The following is a 16,633-nucleotide window of genomic DNA, read 5'->3' as shown; positions in this document are numbered from 1 at the left end:
TTAACGATTCCCATTCGCTTCATTGTTTTCATTCGCAGTGCAGAAAACCGATGAAGGCCAACCCACGCTCAACCGAACGGAGCATCCCATGAGCAAACGTCGCCATAGCGGCCGCGTCGCACGTCCTTCATCGCACGCCGCGAATGCCAGGACCGTCTTTCCCTTCAATGTCCTGACCGCGGCCCTGTTCGGCCTGACGGCCGGCGCCGCCCTGGCCGCGGCCCCTGCCGCGCTGGCCCAGGAGGCCGTCGATGGCCGCGCCCGAACCAGCGAAACGGCGACGCAGGCGCCAGCGGGCGAGTCCGGCGCCGGGGTCAAGACGCTGCCGGCGGTACGCGTCACGGGCCAGTCCGAGGAGCCCGCCGCGCCCTATGCCGGCGGCCAGGTCACGTACGGCGGCCGCGCCGGCTTCCTGGGCGAGCGGGACTTCATGAGCACGCCGTTCTCGGTCATCAGCTATACCGACAAGTACATCCAGGACCTGCAGGCCCAGGACATCACCGACGTGATCGCCCGCACCGACCCGTCGGTGTTCAGCAACGGCGTCACCGGCGCCTGGAGCGAGAACTACTCGATCCGCGGCTTCAGCTCCAGCACCACCGACATCTCCTTCGGCGGACTGTTCGGCATGGCGCCGTACTACCGCACCACGCCGGAAATGTTCGAGCGCATCGAGGTGCTGAAGGGGCCGTCGGCCCTGCTCAACGGCATGCCGCCGGGCGGCTCGGTGGGCGGCACCGTCAACCTGGTGCCCAAGCGCGCCGGCGATGAGCCGTTGACGCGCCTGACCGCGACCTACATGTCGGACGCGCAGTTCGGCGGCCACCTGGACATGGGACGCCGCTTCGGCGAGGACAAGCAGTTCGGCATCCGCTTCAACGGCGTCTATCGCGATGGCGCCGGCGCGATCAAGGACCAGGACAAGAAGGCGCAACTGGCCGCCGTGGGGCTGGACTGGCGCAGCGAGCGCGTGCGCGTGTCGGCGGATCTGTACGACAGCGACGAGCGCGTGGACGGCGTGACCCGCGGCATCAACCTGGCGCCCGGCGTGGCCGTGCCCAGGCCGCCCAAGGCCGACACCTTGCTGAACCCGGACTGGGCGTATGTGCACAACCGCGATCGCGGCGCCATGGTGCGCGGCGAAGTCGACCTGAGCGACAACCTGATGGCGTACGCCGCGGTCGGCACCAGCCGGTCCGAGTACACCTACAACGGCGCCATCTCCGCTCAGGTGCTCAATGCCGCGGGCGACCTGCGCACCACCATCGGCCAATTGAACATGCACATCAGGAAGACCACCGGGGAGGCTGGGGTCAAGGGCAAGCTGCAGACGGGCGGCATCAAGCACCAGTGGGTGCTGAACACCACCTACTACACCGATACCGAACGCGACTACGGCCGCCGCTCGGTGCCGGGCGCGGACTGGACCACCAACATCTACAAGCCGGTCTGGGGGCCGGAGGTCGATGGCGTCTGGCCGGCGATCCTGCATACCGAGACGCGCCTGATCAGCTACGGCCTGGCGGACACGTTGTCGTTCGCCGAGGACCGGGTGCAGCTGACGCTGGGCGCGCGCCGCCAGGAGGTGCGTTCGGATACCTTCAATGTGGCCACGGGCGCGCGCACCAGCCGCTATGACGCCAGCGCCACCACGCCCGCGGCGGCGATCCTGTTCAAGGCCACCGACAATGTCTCGCTGTACGCCAACTACATCGAGGGACTGAGCAAGGGGCAGACGGCGCCGGTCACCGCCGCCAACGCCGGCGAGCTGTTCGCGCCGTACAAGACCAAGCAGAAGGAGGCTGGCATCAAGGTCGACTTCGGTGACTTCACCCATACCTTGAGCGTGTTCGAGATCACGCGGCCGAGCAGCTACACCAATCCCGTCACCAACGTGTTTTCGTTCGGCGGCGAACAGCGCAACCGGGGCGTGGAATGGGGCTTCTTCGGCGAACCGCTGCGCGGCGTGCGCCTGATGGGCGGCGTGGCGTACATCGACCCGAAGGTCACCAAGGCCGCGCTGGCCGTCAACGAGGGCAGGCAGGCGACCGGCGTGCCCAAGCTGCAGGGCAAGCTGGGCATCGAGTGGGATGTGCCGGCCGTGCAGGGGCTGACGCTGACCGCCAACGCGACCGCGGTGTCCAAGCAGTACATCAGCGCCGACAATTCGCTGTCGGTGGCCGGCCGCACCACCTATGACGTCGGCGCGCGCTACGCCACCAGGGTGGTCGACCGTCCGCTGGTCCTGCGGGCCAGCGTCAACAACCTGACCAACAAGGCGTATTGGGGCATGCCGCAGCTGTCGAGCCTGGCGCTGGGCGCGCCGCGCACCTTCATGCTGTCGGCGTCGATGGACTTCTGACGATGGCAAGCCGCCGGCCCCTTGGCGGCGTCGCGGGCCGGTCTCGCCTATTGGCAGCGCTGCGGCACCTTGCGCAGCGGTTCCGTGTAGCCCAGCGCCGCGACGCGCTCGGCCAGCTGCGCGTAGGCGTCATCGCTCAGGCAGGGAACGCGCGCCATGATCCACACGTAGTCGCGCTTGGAGCGGCCGATGATGGTGGTCTGGTAGGCGTCGTCCAGGTAGGCGATGACGTATTCCGCCTGGATCGGCCAGATGAACTGCATGCCCCAGACCGCGTTGCCGGTGTCCGGCCGCACCGTGGCCACCGGGTGCATGGTGCTCACCTCGGCGTCGAAGCTGCCCTTGCGGTAGCGGAAGTCGGTCTGGATGCGGCCATCGGGCAGCGGCCGGTAGCTTTCGACCGCGTCGTAGGCGTTGCGCTCGGGCCAGCTGGGGATGTGCGCGATGACGTACCAGTCGCCCATGAAGCGCGGCAGGTCGACATGGGCCACGGGCGGCATGGGCGCGGGCCCGGCGCAGCCCGCCAGCAGGCCCATCGCGGCGATACACAGGGCGCGCAACATGGCGGTCTCCTCAGGGGCGCGTGAAGCGGTAGTGGGCCACGCCCCATTGCTGGCCGTCGTCGTAGCCGAACAGCTCGGCGCAGGCCATCCAGAACATGCGCCAGCGCTGGTGCCACAACGGCGCCAGCTGCGGGCCATAGGCCTGCGCCAGCACCGCCCGGGCCTGCGCGGCGCGGGCGTCCTGGTTGGCCAGCCAGTGGTTGGCCGTGCGCGCGTAGTGCGTGCCGTCGAGAAACCACTTTTCCTGCAATTGCAGGTCGCGCTGGAAGTGCAGCAGCGTGTCGGCCGCCGGCATGATGCCGCCGGTGAAGAAGTGGCGTCCCATCCAGTTGCCGGCGCCTTCGGTCTCGAACGGATAGGCGCGCTCGCGGTGCGCGAAGATGTGCACGAACAGCTTGCCGCCGGGGCGCAGCCATTGGCCGATGCGCGCCAGCAGGTCCTGGTAATTGCGCATGTGTTCGAACATCTCCACCGAGACGCAGCGGTCGTAGGCGGCCGCCGGCAACGCCAGCGTGTTCACGTCGCAGGTGATGACGCGCACGTGCGCCCAGCCGCGTTCGCGGCAGCGCGCTTCGATGTGCTGGCGCTGGGTGGCCGAGTTGGACACGGCGGTGATGCGGGCGTTGGGATAGTGTTCGGCCATCCACAGGGTCAGCGAGCCCCAGCCGCAGCCCAGTTCCAGGATGTCCTGGCCGTCGGTCAGCTCGGCGCGTTCGCCGTACAGGCGCAGCATGGCGGCCTCGGCCTGGTCCAGGGTCTCGGCGCCGGTCGGATACAGGCAGCCGGAATACTTCATGCGGGCGCCCAGGCAGAGCTGGAAGAACGTGGTCGGCAGTTCGTAGTGCTGGGCGTTGGCGGCGTCGGTGTGGATGGCCACCGCGCTGGCGCGCAGGCGCGCGATCAGGTCCTGGTTGCGCGCCGTCCAGGCGTCGATGCCGCCGGCGTATTCGGCGGCCAGGCGTTCGGCGCACAGGCGGCGGATGCCCAGGCGCAGCAGCGCGTCGGGCACCAGGCCGCGTTCGGCCAGGCCAAGCAGGCCGGGCGCGGGGCGGTCGGCGGCAAGCGGAAGGTCGTGCAGGCTGGCGGTCGTCATGGCGGGCCTCGTCAGGATTTGGGGAACCACGGGAAGAAGGCCGAGGTGCGGCGCTGGTACGCGCGGTAGTCGTCGCCGCGCGTGCGCAGGGCCTGTTGCTCGGTGAAGGGGATGCCGCTGATCCAGCGCAGGAAGACGTACATCAGCACGGGGCCCAGCCACGCCAGCCAGGCCAGGGGCGAGCCCCAGGCCAGCGCGACGTAGGCGAACCAATGGCACCATTCGAAGAAATAGTTGGGATGGCGCGAGTAGCGCCACAGGCCGTCGCGGCAGGTCTGGCCGCGATGGGCCGGATCGTCGCGGAAGCGGTCGAGCTGGCGGTCGGCGATGACTTCACCGGCCAGCGCCGCCAGCCAGATCGCCAGGCCCAGCGCGACGGGCAGGCCGCGCGCGGCGCTCGTGCCCACCGCCAGGAAAGGCAGGCTGAACAGCATCACCAGCCCGGCCTGGAACATGAACAGGCCGAAGAACTTGCCCTGATGACCGCCCCAGTGTTCGCGCAGCGCGCGGTAGCGGCCGTCCTCGCCTTGCCGGACCCGCCGCCACAGATGCCAGGCCAGCCGCAGCGACCAGACGCCGGCCATCACGGCCAGGCAGGCCCGGGGCGCCCAGTCGCCCTGGCCGGTGGCGGCGGCCAGCAGGGCGCTGGCGCCCATGCCGGCGGCCCAGACCACGTCGACGATGCCCGCGTTGGCGTGGCGGCGTTGCCAGGCCCAGGCCAGCGCCATGGCGATGACCATGACGACGGCGATGATCAGCCATTGCGACAGGGGATTCATGCGGCCTCCCGCGTCCAGCGCTGCGCCCAGCGGGTCAGCGCGGGCAGGATCAGGCCCCAGCCCAGCGCCAGCGCGGCAACGGCGCGCCAGGCGGGCGCGTCGAACTGCACCGCCTGCCAGCCGCGCGCGGCGCCCCAGTAGGCCAATGGCCCGCCGATGGCGCCGAACCCGCAGGCCAGCCAGCGGCGCGGCCGCAGGTAGGCCAGCGAATGATTCAGCGTCAGGGCGAAGGCCGCCCACAGCGCCAGGATCCAGCGCGGCGCGGGCCAGGCATCGGCGGCGTAGACCGACCAGCCCAGCGCCGACAGCGCGCCATCGAGCAGGCAGCCGCACAGCAGCGCGGCGGCGGCCAGCTTCAGGTCGGCGCGCCACGTGACCGAGCAGGCCAGTTGCGCGGCAATGAAGACCAGGGCCGAGGCCACGCCCGGCCAGGCCAGGCCGCGGCCGGCGCCGATGACGGCGCTGAACCAGACCAGCTGGTAGCCGAGCAGGTTGGCCCAGAAGCGCATCACACACCCGCCTGGACCCAGCGTTCGCCCGTGCCGCGGGCGCCGGGGTGGGTCAGCAACAGATGCGAGACGCCGATGGAGCGTTCGCGGAAGCCGCCTTCGCAGTACGCCAGGTAGAACTCCCACAGGCGGCAGAAGCGGCTGTCGAAGCCCTGTCCCCGCACTTCGGGCAGGTGCGCCAGGAAGCGCTGGCGCCAGGCTTGCAGGGTGCGCGCGTACGACAGGCCGAAGTCCTCCAGGTGCACCAGGGCCAGGTCGCTGGCGCGCGTCTTGGCGCGCAGCATCGCCTCGATCGAGGGGATGAAGCTGCCGGGGAAGATGTGGCGCTTGATGAAATCCACTTCGCCCAGCGCCTGCTGGTAGCGGTGGTCCTCGATGGTGATGGCCTGGATCAATGCGCGGCCGTGCGGCGCGAGCAGGTCGGTGACCTTGGCGAAATAGGTCTCGAGGTATTGCGCGCCGATGGCCTCGATCATCTCGATCGACACCAGCTTGTCGTAGCGGCCCTGCAGGTCGCGGTAGTCCTGCAGCACCACGCTGACGCGATCGTCCAGGCCGGCGGCGCGCACCCGCGCCAGCGCCAGGGCGTGCTGTTCGCGCGAGATGGTGGCGGTGGTGACGTGGCAGCCGTAGTGGCGCGCGGCATGGATGGCGAAACCGCCCCAGCCGCTGCCGATCTCGACCACGCGGTCGCGCGGGCCGAGTTCGAGCTTGCGGCAGATGGTGTCGAGCTTGCGCCGCGACGCCTCTTCCAGCGTGTCGTCGGCGCCGGCCCACAGGGCCGATGAATACATCAGGTCGGGCGACAGGAACAGCGAGAAGAAATCGTTGCCGAGGTCGTAGTGCGCGGCGATGTTGCGGCGGCTGCCTTCGTGGGTGTTGCGGTTGCCGGCATGCCAGCGCCTGAGCAACCAGCCGGCCACGCGCGCCAGCCCGGATTCCATGCCGTCCAGCGTGTCGCGGTTGCGCACCAGCAGGCGCACCAGGGCGACCAGATCGTCGCAGGTCCACATGCCGTCGCCATACGCCTCGCCCGCGCCGACGCTGCCCTGCGTGGCCACCAGGCGGTAGAAGGCCATGTCGCGGATGGTCAGGCGCACCACCGGCTCGCCCTGGCCGAGCGTGGCGCTGCCCAGGCTGTCCTCGATCGCCAGCCGGCCGCCGGTCAGCGTCGAGAGGCTGGCGAACAGGCGCTTGCGCAGCAGGCGCTCCAGCGCGCCGGGCGGGCGGGTCGCCGCGATGGCGGCCTGTTCGGATGGCGTCATGGCTTTCATTGCGGTTCTCCGTCGGGCGTGCCGGGATGGTCGTGGATCGGGTTGCGTTTGAGCCAGAGGCGCAAGGCCTGCCAGTGGATGCCGCCGATGACCTGCAGAGTCATCAGGGGAAAGCGCCACAGCAGGCGCGCCAGCGCCGCGCCGTCGAGTGCGCGGCGTTGCAGGTGCAGGCGGGCGTCGAATTGCGGCTGGCCCTGGCGGTTGACCCGCATATGCACCCGCAGGTCCTCGCCCGGCGCGTTGAAGCGCCAGTCATAGACGCAGTCCATCGGCATGAAGGGCGAGACGTGGAAGCGCTTGTCGAAGCGCCAGGCCATGGCGTCGCCGCGGCGGTCGGCGCTCTCGACCGGCAGGACGATGCAATGGCGCTGCTTCCACGGCGTGTTGGTGATCTCGGCCAGGATGGCGGCCAGGGTCACGCCGTCGGCTTCGTAGCAGTAGTAGAAGCTGACCGGGTTGAAGACATAGCCGGCGTAGCGCGGATGGGCCAGCAGCCGGATCGGTCCGGCCGGCGCTTCGCCCAGGTCGGCCCGCAGCCGCGCCCGCACGGCCTGCGCCAGCGGCAGTCCGGCATCGCCGTCGAGATAATCGCGGCGGCGCCATTCGGCCAGGTTGGGCCGGTCCACCGACCACAGCCAGCGGTCCTTGAACACCTGGTCGACCTCGTCCAGGTCCAGATAGAGCTGCGCCATGCGGTAGCTGAAGCCGTGCGCATGCGGCACGTGGCGCCGGTGCGTCACGCGGCCTTCGTACAGGGCGCTGTGGCCGTTCATGCGGCCTCCGCCGAGAGCGCCGCGGCGCGCGACTGGATGCCGCGCACCACGTCCAACGCGCTGGCCACGCCGTCTTCGTGAAAGCCCCAGCCCCAGTAGGCGCCCGCGTACCAGCAGCGCTGGCGGCCGGAGATCTCGTCGCGGCGCGCCTGGGCGGCCACCGACGCCAGCGTGTAGACCGGGTGGTGGTAGCGCATGCGGGCCAGCACCCGCGCCGGATCGATGGCGTCGCCGCGATTGAGCGTGACGATGAACGGCCGGCGCGATTGCAGGCCCTGCAGCAGGTTCATGCAGTAGCTGACCGAGCACGGCGCCGAGGGATCGGCCGGCACGTAGGCATTCCACGCCGCCCAGGCCTTGCGGTGGCGCGGCAGCAAGCGCGCATCCGTGTGCAGCACGACGTCGTTGTGCTGATAGGTGATCGCGCCGAGCACCTCGCGCTCGGCCGCGCTGGGCGCGGCCAGCAGTTTCAGGGCCTGGTCGCTGTGGCAGGCGAACACCACCTGGTCGTAGCGCGGCCGGCCCTCGCACGAGGCCAGGGTGACGCCGTCGGCCTGGCGCGTGACCTGGTACACCGGGCAGTTCAGGCGCACCCGCACGTTCCAGCGCTCGCGCAGGGCGCGGATGTAGCGGCTGGACCCGCCCTGCACCACGCGCCATTGGGGCCGCGGGTCGACCTGCAGCATCTGGTGGTTGGCCATGAACTGCACCAGGTAGCGAGCCGGGAATTCCAGGATGCGCGCGGCGGGCGAGGACCACAGCGCCGACGCCATCGGGATCAGGTGGTCGGCCTGGAACGCCTGGCCGTAGCGGTGCCGTGCCAGGTACTCGCCCAGCGTCGGGCCGGGCTCGTCGCCGGCCAGCAGCGCCGGCGCCTCGCGGTAGAAGCGCAGCAGGTCGCGCACCATGCCCAGGAAGCGCGGCGACAGCAGGTTGCGGCGCTGGCAGAACAGGGTGTCGAGCGAAGTCGCGTTGTATTCCAGGCGGCTGGCCTCCTGGTGCACCGAGAAGCTCATGGTGGTGGGCTGCGAGCACACGCCCAGCTCGTCGAGCATGGCCGTGAAATGCGGGTAGTTGACCGGGTTGTGCACGATGAAACCGCTGTCGACCGCGTAGCGCTGGCCGTCCTGCTCGACGTCGTGGGTGTGCGTGTGGCCGCCCAGGTAGTCATTGGCCTCGTACAGCGTCACATCATGGTCCCGGCCCAGCTTCCAGGCGCAGACCAGCCCCGCGATGCCCGAACCGATGATGGCGATGCGCATGGTCATTCCTTGGCGCGCGCCAGCACCCAGGCCGGCACGGGTTTCAGGTCCCAGATCAGGCCGGCGGCCGCCAGCAGGCGCAGCCCGTACCAGGTCAGGTCGATTTCGCGGGCGCGAAAGCCCTGGCGCGCCGAGCCGGGATAGAAATGGTGGTTGTTGTGCCAGCCTTCGCCGAAGGTCAGCAGCGCCAGCCAGGCGTTGTTGCGGCTGTCGTCGGCGGTGTCGTAGCGGCGCTTGCCGTAGCGATGCGCCAGCGAATTGATGGTGACGGTGGCGTGGAACAGCGCCACCGTCGAGATGAAGAAGCCCCACACCAGCATCTGCGGTCCGCTGGTGCCCAGGCCGGGGGCGAGGCGTTCGAGCGCGGCGCCCAGGGCGTAGCACAGCAGCGCCAGCGCGATGGGCACGGCGGCGTCGAAGCGGTCGAGCCAGCGCAGTTCGCGGTAGCGGCGCAGGTCCGGCACGCGCGCCAGGTCGGTGGCGAAGGCGCGCGGCGTCAGGAACCACCCCATGTGGCTCCACCAGAATCCGTGGCGGGCGGGCGAGTGCAGGTCCTGGTCGTCGTCGGCGTGGCGATGATGGTGGCGGTGGTGCGCCGCCCACCACAGGGGACCGCGCTGGGCGCAGGAGGCGCCGAGGATGGCGAAGACCAGCTGCATGGCGCGCGAGGTGCGGAAGGTGCGATGCGAGAAATAGCGGTGGTAGAAGCCGGTCAGGGCGAACATGCGCAGGACGTAGAGCGCCGCCGCCACGGCCAGCGCCACCGGCGACACGCCGGTCGCTATCACCCCCAGGCAGCCCGCGTGCAGCAGCGCGAAGGGCAGGGCGCGGGTCCAGTCGATGCGGTCGGGCGGGCCGTCGGACGCGCTCGCCGCCTGGGTATCGACCCAGCGGCGCATCGAGGCGGTCCAGCGAGAGAGTTCGGGGCGCATCATCGTGTCCTGTTCGAGGCTTGCGGGGATATACGGGCGGGCGCGCCGGCTGGATGCGCTAGTGAAAACCCTTAGTCGCAACGCCCCGTCAACGGCGTGGCCGCGGCGGCGTCCATGTCCTGTTGCGTGGGCGGGGCCAGTTCGGCGTCGGCGGGGAACTCGATCCGCACGGTCTGGGTGCCGCCGTTGCCGTCGCGCAGGTTGCTGGGGCCCTCGAAGCGGCGCAGGCGCCGGCTGTCGCGGTCGTAGGTCACGCGCAGCGGGGGCGCGGCGAAGCCGTACCAGGCATCCAGCCGCAGCCGGAACACGCGCTCGCGCTGTCCGGGCACATCGCGCGCCTGGACCTCCAGCGGCATCAGGGCCAGCCGGCTGGGCACCAGGAACCGCAAGGGCGTGGCGGGCGGATCCCAGTGCGCGCGCAGCCACGCGTCGAAGCCGGCGTCGATCACGGCATCCTCGGCCGGCGGCAGCGCCTGGCTGCGCGTGGTGGCGCTGGCGCGCGCCTGCACGTAGGCGTGGCGCTCGGCGCCGCGGCTGCTGACGCCTTCGCGGTAGCCGTCGCGCTGGTCAAACAGCGCGAAATCGGGCGCGGGATCGTCGACGCCGCCCCGCACCCATTTGCGCGCGAAGGCGGCGCCGTCCGGACAGCGGTACAGCACCAGCCGGGTCTGCCGCGCGCCGTCCCTGACGACCCAGTGCTCCTCGCGGTAGCGCTCGGCGCCGCCGTGCGCGGCATAGGCGTAGCCCAGGTAATGTTCGTTGGCCGCCTGGGCGCCCAGCGGTGCCAGCGGCAGGATCAGGGCAAGCAGCAGAGCCAGCGGCAGGTCGGGGCGCATGGTCATTCTCCTGGAGAGGGCGCGCAGGGGCGGGCCACGAAGGCGGCGATGTCGTCCAGCACCGGCGCGCGCCAGCGCAGGGGCCGCGCCAGCGCGCCGACCAGCAGCTTGTGGCCGAGGCCGGGGTACTCGACCAGGCGCGCGCAGGCCCCCGCGGCGCGCAGGGTGCGCGCCAGGGCGGCGCTGTTGCGTTGCGGGTCCACCTCGGTGTCGGCGGCGCCGGTCAACAGCAGGCCCGGCGGGGCCGCGGCGCTGGCGTGGCGGATGGGCTGCGAATCGGCCGGCGTGTCGGGGAACAGGAAGACCGGTCGCACGTCGCGCGCGGTGATCGGCAGGAAGTCGTAGGGGCCGGCCAGGCCGATCCAGCCGGCCAGCGTGCCAGGCGCGGAGCCGGCATCCCGCAGCCAGCGCGGGTCCAGCGCCAGCATGGCGGCGATATAGCCGCCGGCGCTGTGGCCGGCCACGAACAGCCGGCCCGGGTCGCCGCCATAGGCGCCGATATGCCGCTGAATCCAGGCCACCGCCAGCGCGGCGTCCCGCAGGAATTCGGGATAGGCGACCTCGGGGTAGAGGCGGTAGTCGGCGATGACGGCAATGATGCCGCGCGAGGCCAGCGCGTCGCCGGCAAAGCGGTAGTCGGCGCGTTCGCCGCTGCGCCAGCTGCCGCCGTAGAAGAACACCACCACCGGCGCGCCGGCGGCGTTCAGCGGGGCGTGGATGTCCAGGCGCTGGCGCGGCAGCGGGCCATAGGCCAGCCCGGATGTGGCGCGGCTGGCGCCGTCGGGCACCGCGCCGTTGAGCAGGGTCAGGGGCGAACAGGCGGCCAGCAGGCACAGCGCCAGGCCGGCCGCCAGCAGCATCTCCAGCAGGCCGCGCGGGCCCGGGCCGATCCAGGAAGACATGGGGTGCTCCGCAACGGGGACACCCCTCTATACGGGCCGGGGCCCGGGTTGGATGCGGGTCAGATCCTGAGCACGTCGCCGCTCATGATGACCGGTCCGGTGGGCGCGCCGGTGGGCGAGCCGCCCGGCGGTTCCAGCGTGATGGCCAGTTGCTGCACGCCGGCCAGGCCCTGGGCGCGGCGCAGCGCCGTCAGGCCCTCGGGCGACACCAGCCCGACCGACTGCGGCGCCTGGCCGGGCGGGATGGCCCAGAGTTCCAGCGCCTTGTCGCCGGCGCGCGTGGCCAGGTTCTGCAGCGCCTGGATGCGCAGGCCGCCGGCTTCATCGGCGCGCACCACCAGCATGGCCTGCGCCTCGGGGCTTTGCAGCACGGCCATCAGCTGCGCGCGGGCGGCGCGGTCCACCTGCATGGGGTAGATGACGACGCCGGCCACCAGCAGGGCGGCCAGCGCGCCGCTGGCGATGCGCCAGAACGCCAGGCCGCGCCACCAGGGGGCGGCGCCGGGGCGCAGGCGCGATTCGATGGCGCGCCAGACGCGGCCAGGCGGCGTCCTGCCCGGCAGCGACCAGAGCAGGGGGTAGATGTCGTCTTCCCAGCCCCGCACCTGCCGGCGCAGGTTGGCATCGGCGGCCATCAGGCCCTCGAAGCGGCGGCGGGCGCCGCCGCGCATGGCGCCCGAGACATAGTCGGCCGCCAGCCGGGCGCGCAATTGCGGATCGCGGTAGTTCATGACAGGCACCTCTTGAGCCGTTCCATGCCCCGCCGCACCCAGCTCTTGATCGTGCCCAGCGGCGCCTGCAGGCGCCGGGCGATCTCGCTGTGGCTCAGGTCATCGAAGAAGGACAGCGCGATGGCCGCGCGCTGCTGGCCTTCCAGCTGTTTGAGGCAGTCGGCCAGGCGCCGGGCGTCCTGGTCGGTCTGCAGGCGCTCGAAGGGGCCGGGCGCGTCATCCGCCCAGGCCAGCGTCAGTTCGCCGTCGGCGTCCGGGCGCTCCAGGTCCGGCCTGCGCAGCAGGTCGATACAGCGGTTGCGCACGATGCGGGTCATCCAGGTCATGACTTGGCTCTGTTCCGAAGAATAGCGGGCGGCGTTGCGCCAGATATTGATGAAGCTGTCCTGGAGGACTTCTTCCGCCCAGTCGCTTCGTCGCAATATACGGACGGCGAGGGCAAACAGATGCGGGGACGTTTGGCGATAGAGTTCGGCCAGCGCGGATTCCTGGCCGCGCGCGCAATCCTGTATCAAGGCCTGCAGACGTATCGGGTCGGGCATGACGAATATCCGGGGTCACATTGGCGTGCGGCCGCAGAATGCGCGGGAGGGGGGCGGCGGCGGGAACGCGCCGCGGCACCATGGCGACATACTACCGAAAACTCCGGCGTCGTTGCGCGGTCCAGGTCCCCGATCCGGCGATGCGCGCCGCCTTGGCCCGGGCGCGCGGGGCTCATGGGGCGCGGGGCCGGGCCTCAACCCTGAGCGGTCGACGCCTGCCGTGGCAGCGCCACGCGGAAGCGGGTGATGGCGTCGCGCGATTCGGCGCTGATGCGGCCGCCATGCGATTGCGCCACCTGCTGCGCGATGAACAGCCCCAGGCCCAGGCCGCGATGGCCCCCGGCCGGCCGCGCGCCGCTGCGGAACGGGTTGAACAGCTGCGGCAGCAGTTCCGCGGGAATGCTGCCGCCGTTGCTGACCGTGACCACCACCCGATCGGCGGCGGAGCCGTCCACCTCGACCCGCACCGGGACGTCGCGGGCGCCGTGGTGCAGGGCGTTGCCGAGCAGATTGGCCAGCACCTGCGCGATGCGCTCGCCGTCCCAGTCGCCGACCGGGTCGCCGTGGCATTCGGCCTCGATCTGGCGGTCGGCGAAGCCGGTGCGCAATTCATCCAGCGTGCGGCTGACCAGCGTTTCCATGCTGATGCGCGCGGGCGCCAGGGCCAGGCCGCCCGCCTGGCGGATGCGCGTCACGTCGAGCAGGTCCTCGATCAGGTGCTTCATGCGCTCGCCGCTTTGCAGCATGCGTTGCGCCAGGCTGACCACGCGCGCGTCGCCGCCCTGGCGCTCCAGCATCGAGGCGCCCATGATGACGGCCTGCAGCGGTGTGCGCAGGTCGTGGCTGAGCACGGCCATGAACATGTCGTTGACCCGCAGGGCCTCGGTGCGCGCTTCCAGCTGCTGCGCCAGCGCGCGCCGGCGTTCGTGCAACTCGAAGAACACGTTCGCCTTGCTGCGCAGCATGTAGGGGTCGACCGGCTTGTAGAGGAAGTCCACCGCGCCGCTCTCGTAGCCGCGGAACTGCCAGTTCTGTTCGCGCGAGCCGGCGGTGATGAAGATCAGCGGAATGTGGCGGGTGCGTTCGCTGCCGCGGATCAGCTCGGCCAGCTCGAAGCCGTTCATGTCGGGCATCTGCACGTCGAGCAGCGCCAGCGCCACGTCTGGGTGGTTCAGCAGCAGTTCCAGCGCCTGCGGGCCCGACTGCGCCTTGAGCACGTCGACCCGGTCGCTCGCCAGCAGCGCCTCCAGCGCCACCAGGTTCTCGGGCACATCGTCGACCAATAGGCACTTGATGCGGTCGTCCGAGGGTTTGGCAGGTGTCAATAGCATGGTGTCTTGGAGTAGGGGGATCAGGGCCGCGGCTGCGCGGGCAATTGCGACAGCAGCGCCGCGATGGCGTCAGGCGCCAGGACCAGGGGGGCGTCGATGCGCGCCAGGGCGGCGTCGGGCATGGCGCGCACGGCGGCGGTGTCCGGCGCCTGGACCACGGCGCGGCCGCCGGCGGCGTGGATCGCGGCCAGGCCGGCGGCGCCGTCCTCATTGGCGCCCGACAGCAGGATGCCCAGCAGCCGCTCGCCGTAGCCGTCGGCGGCGGATTGGAACAGCACGTCGATCGACGGCCGCGAGAAATGCACCAGCGGGCCGATTGACAGCGCCAGGCGCGGCCCGTGGTCGACCAGCAGGTGGTAGTCGGGCGGCGCGAAATACAGCTGTCCCGGCTGGATCGCCTGTTGGTCCTCGGCCTCGCACAGCGGCAGCGCGCAGCGGTCGCGGAAGATGTCGACCAAGAGGCTGCGGCGGTCGCGCGGCAGGTGCAGCAGCACGATAACGGCCGCGCGCAGGCCGGCCGGCAGGGCGGGCAGCAGCAGGTTCAGGACCTCGATGGCGCCCGACGAGCCGCCGATGACGATGGCGTCCCAGGCGCCCGCCGCGTCGCGGCGATCCGGCGTCGGGGCGCTCACAGGCCCGCCTTCTTGCGGTAGATGCGGTCTTCGAGCACGAAGTCGTCGAAGCCGTCGGCCTGGGCGGAAAAGCGCACCGATTCGCGCGAGCCCAGGCCCATGAAGCCGCGATGCACCAGCGCGTCATGGAACAGGCGCAGCGCGCGGTTCTGCAGATCGCGCTCGAAATAGATAAGCACGTTGCGGCACGACACCAGGTGCACCTCGGCGAACACGCTGTCGGTGGCCAGGCTGTGGTCGGAGAACACCATGTGTTCGCGCAGCTGCTTGTCGAACACCACGCGGCCGTAGCGCGCGGTGTAGTAGTCGGACAGCGAGCCGTGGCCGCCGGACTCGGCGTGGTTGCGGGTGAAGGCGGCGACCCGCTCCAGGTCGAACACGCCCTGTTCGGCCGCGCGCAGCGCCTGCGGGTTGATGTCGGTCGCGTAGATCAGGGCGCGGTCCAGCAGGCCTTCCTCGTGCAGCAGGATGGCGAGCGAATAGACCTCTTCGCCGGCGCTGCAGCCGGCCACCCACACCTTGATCGAGGGATAGGTGCGCAGGATCGGCACCACTTCGCGGCGCAGCGCCCGGAAGTAGCTGGGGTCGCGGAACATGTCGCTGACCTGCACCGTCAGGAATTGCAGCAGGCCGGTGAACACCGAAGGCTCATGCAGCACGCGGTCCTGCAGCTGCGACAGGGTCTTGCAGCCGAAGTGGGACAGCGCGCTCTGCAGGCGCCGCTTGAGCGAGGCCTGCGCGTAGGCGCGGAAATCGTAGTGGTACTGGTGATAGATCGCGTCGAGCAGCAGCCGCTGCTCGATATCGTCGGTCTGCGCCTTGTTCGGTGGGGACTGGGGCATGGTCGCGGGGCCGCGCTACTTGCGCATCCAGACGCGCACCAGCGACAGCAGCCGCTCCACGTCCAGCGGCTTGGCGATGTAGTCGTTGGCGCCGGCGGCCAGGCATTTCTCCTGGTCGTCCTTCATGGCCTTGGCGGTCAGCGCGATGATCGGCAGGCGGCGCCACTCGGGCCGCGTGCGGATCTCGCGCATGGCGGTGTAGCCGTCCATCTCGGGCATCATGATGTCCATCAGCACCAGGTCGATCGCCGGGTGGCCGTCCACGCCGACGCGATCCAGCGCTTCGAGGGCCTCGCGGCCGTTGCGCGCGATCTCGACCCGCAGGCCGGTCGGCTCCAGGATGCTCGACAGCGCGAACACGTTGCGCACGTCGTCCTCGACCACCAGCACCGTGCGGCCTTCCAGCGTGCTGTCGCGGCTGCGCGCCAGCTCCAGCATCTGGCGCTGCTGCGGCGGCAGGTCGGCCTCGACCTGGTGCAGGAACAGCGTCACCTCGTCGAGCAGGCGCTCGGGCGAGCGCGCGTCCTTGATGATGATCGACTTGGAGAAGCGGCGCAGCTGCTGCTCTTCATCGCGCGACAGCGCCCGGCCGGTGTACACGATCACGGGCGGGAACGACACGCTTTCCTGTTCGGCCATCTCGCGCAGCAGCTCGTAGCCGCTGATGTCGGGCAGGTTCAGGTCCATGACCACGCAGTCGAAGGTGGTCTCGCGCAGCAGGTCGAGGGCGGCGCTGGCGGTCGCGGCCGGCACGATCTCGACGTCGTCGCGCGCCAGCAGCTCGCGCACGCTTTCGCGCTGGCGGTCGTCGTCCTCCACCACCAGCACGCGCCGCACGTTCTGGGTGAACTTGGCCTCCAGGCGCCGCAGCGCCTGCGTCAGTTCCTCGCGCTTGACCGGCTTGAGCGCGTAGCCGATGGCGCCGCGGCCCATGGCCTCCTGCGCGTAGTCGGCCACCGAGACAATGTGCACCGGGATGTGGCGGGTGTGGGGATTGCGCTTGAGCTGGTCCAGCACGCCCAGGCCGGAGAAGTCGGGCAGGTTGATGTCGAGCACGATGGCGTCGGGCCGGCGCTGCGCCGCCAGCGCCAGGCCGTCGGTGGCGGTGTGCGCGGCCAGGCAGCCGAAGCCCATCTCGCGCGCCAGGTCGCCGAGGATGGCGGCAAAGCGTTCATCGTCCTCGATGACCAGGATGGTGCGGCCGGCGTCGCGGGACGGCTCCGGCTCCGGCTGGGCGGGCTCGGCCACCGGCGCCGGGGCGGGCGCGGCG

Annotated in this window: 17 protein-coding genes; 1 reads left to right on the top strand and 16 read right to left on the bottom strand. The window is 70.8% G+C overall.

Annotated features, from left to right (window positions below; all coding sequences use genetic code 11):
* Positions 1-88 precede the first annotated feature (88 nt).
* Positions 89-2,362, top strand: a complete 2,274-nt coding sequence (locus H0523_RS11730; protein WP_054428875.1) for a TonB-dependent receptor — start codon at positions 89-91, stop codon at positions 2,360-2,362.
* 47 nt (positions 2,363-2,409) lie between these two features.
* Here the strand turns inward: H0523_RS11730 and H0523_RS11725 are convergent, their stop codons facing one another.
* The 16 genes from H0523_RS11725 to H0523_RS11650 form a co-directional block, all read right to left on the bottom strand.
* Entirely contained in the window at positions 2,410-2,925 is a 516-nt protein-coding gene (locus tag H0523_RS11725) for a lipocalin family protein (RefSeq protein WP_054428874.1), read from the bottom strand.
* Positions 2,926-2,935: 10 nt separating this feature from the next.
* Positions 2,936-4,018 carry an SAM-dependent methyltransferase gene (locus H0523_RS11720; RefSeq protein WP_054428873.1) on the bottom strand — a complete coding sequence of 361 codons (1,083 nt, stop codon included), beginning with the start codon at positions 4,016-4,018 and terminating at the stop codon, positions 2,936-2,938.
* A gap of 11 nt (positions 4,019-4,029) precedes the next feature.
* A complete protein-coding gene (locus tag H0523_RS11715) occupies positions 4,030-4,797 on the bottom strand; it encodes a DUF1295 domain-containing protein (RefSeq protein ID WP_054428872.1) in 768 nt (255 codons plus the stop codon).
* Entirely contained in the window at positions 4,794-5,306 is a 513-nt protein-coding gene (locus H0523_RS11710) for a DUF2878 domain-containing protein (RefSeq protein ID WP_054428871.1), read from the bottom strand. The genes H0523_RS11715 and H0523_RS11710 overlap by 4 nt, the downstream gene beginning before the upstream one ends.
* The gene (locus H0523_RS11705; RefSeq protein ID WP_054428870.1) at positions 5,306-6,580 is read right to left on the bottom strand and encodes an SAM-dependent methyltransferase; all 1,275 of its coding nucleotides are present in this window, start codon (positions 6,578-6,580) and stop codon (positions 5,306-5,308) included. Before H0523_RS11705 ends, H0523_RS11710 begins: the two co-directional genes overlap by 1 nt.
* Complete coding sequence (locus H0523_RS11700) at positions 6,577-7,353, bottom strand: DUF1365 domain-containing protein (RefSeq protein WP_054428869.1); 777 nt, start codon at positions 7,351-7,353, stop codon at positions 6,577-6,579. Before H0523_RS11700 ends, H0523_RS11705 begins: the two co-directional genes overlap by 4 nt.
* Positions 7,350-8,615, bottom strand: a complete 1,266-nt coding sequence (locus H0523_RS11695) for an NAD(P)/FAD-dependent oxidoreductase (protein WP_054428868.1) — start codon at positions 8,613-8,615, stop codon at positions 7,350-7,352. The genes H0523_RS11700 and H0523_RS11695 overlap by 4 nt, the downstream gene beginning before the upstream one ends.
* A gap of 2 nt (positions 8,616-8,617) precedes the next feature.
* Positions 8,618-9,550, bottom strand: a complete 933-nt coding sequence (locus tag H0523_RS11690) for an acyl-CoA desaturase (protein ID WP_054428867.1) — start codon at positions 9,548-9,550, stop codon at positions 8,618-8,620.
* Between the two features lie 68 nt (positions 9,551-9,618).
* A complete protein-coding gene (locus H0523_RS11685; RefSeq protein WP_054428866.1) occupies positions 9,619-10,383 on the bottom strand; it encodes a hypothetical protein in 765 nt (254 codons plus the stop codon).
* 2 nt (positions 10,384-10,385) lie between these two features.
* Positions 10,386-11,285, bottom strand: a complete 900-nt coding sequence (locus tag H0523_RS11680; protein ID WP_054428865.1) for an alpha/beta hydrolase — start codon at positions 11,283-11,285, stop codon at positions 10,386-10,388.
* Positions 11,286-11,344: 59 nt separating this feature from the next.
* Positions 11,345-12,016 carry an anti-sigma factor gene (locus H0523_RS11675; RefSeq protein WP_054428864.1) on the bottom strand — a complete coding sequence of 224 codons (672 nt, stop codon included), beginning with the start codon at positions 12,014-12,016 and terminating at the stop codon, positions 11,345-11,347.
* On the bottom strand, positions 12,013-12,558 hold the full coding sequence (locus H0523_RS11670; RefSeq protein ID WP_054428863.1) for an RNA polymerase sigma factor: 546 nt from the start codon (positions 12,556-12,558) through the stop codon (positions 12,013-12,015). Before H0523_RS11670 ends, H0523_RS11675 begins: the two co-directional genes overlap by 4 nt.
* Positions 12,559-12,752: 194 nt before the next feature.
* Complete coding sequence (locus H0523_RS11665; protein ID WP_054428862.1) at positions 12,753-13,889, bottom strand: hybrid sensor histidine kinase/response regulator; 1,137 nt, start codon at positions 13,887-13,889, stop codon at positions 12,753-12,755.
* Between the two features lie 20 nt (positions 13,890-13,909).
* Entirely contained in the window at positions 13,910-14,521 is a 612-nt protein-coding gene (locus H0523_RS11660; RefSeq protein WP_054428861.1) for a chemotaxis protein CheB, read from the bottom strand.
* Positions 14,518-15,363 carry a CheR family methyltransferase gene (locus tag H0523_RS11655; protein ID WP_054428860.1) on the bottom strand — a complete coding sequence of 282 codons (846 nt, stop codon included), beginning with the start codon at positions 15,361-15,363 and terminating at the stop codon, positions 14,518-14,520. Before H0523_RS11655 ends, H0523_RS11660 begins: the two co-directional genes overlap by 4 nt.
* A 15-nt stretch (positions 15,364-15,378) precedes the next feature.
* On the bottom strand, positions 15,379-16,633 hold a 1,255-nt coding region (locus H0523_RS11650), incomplete at its 5' end, for a response regulator (protein ID WP_257225110.1).

Source organism: Achromobacter insuavis, assembly GCF_902859645.1.
Taxonomy (GTDB): domain Bacteria; phylum Pseudomonadota; class Gammaproteobacteria; order Burkholderiales; family Burkholderiaceae_B; genus Achromobacter; species Achromobacter insuavis.
This window is presented reverse-complemented; position numbering and strand designations above follow the sequence as displayed.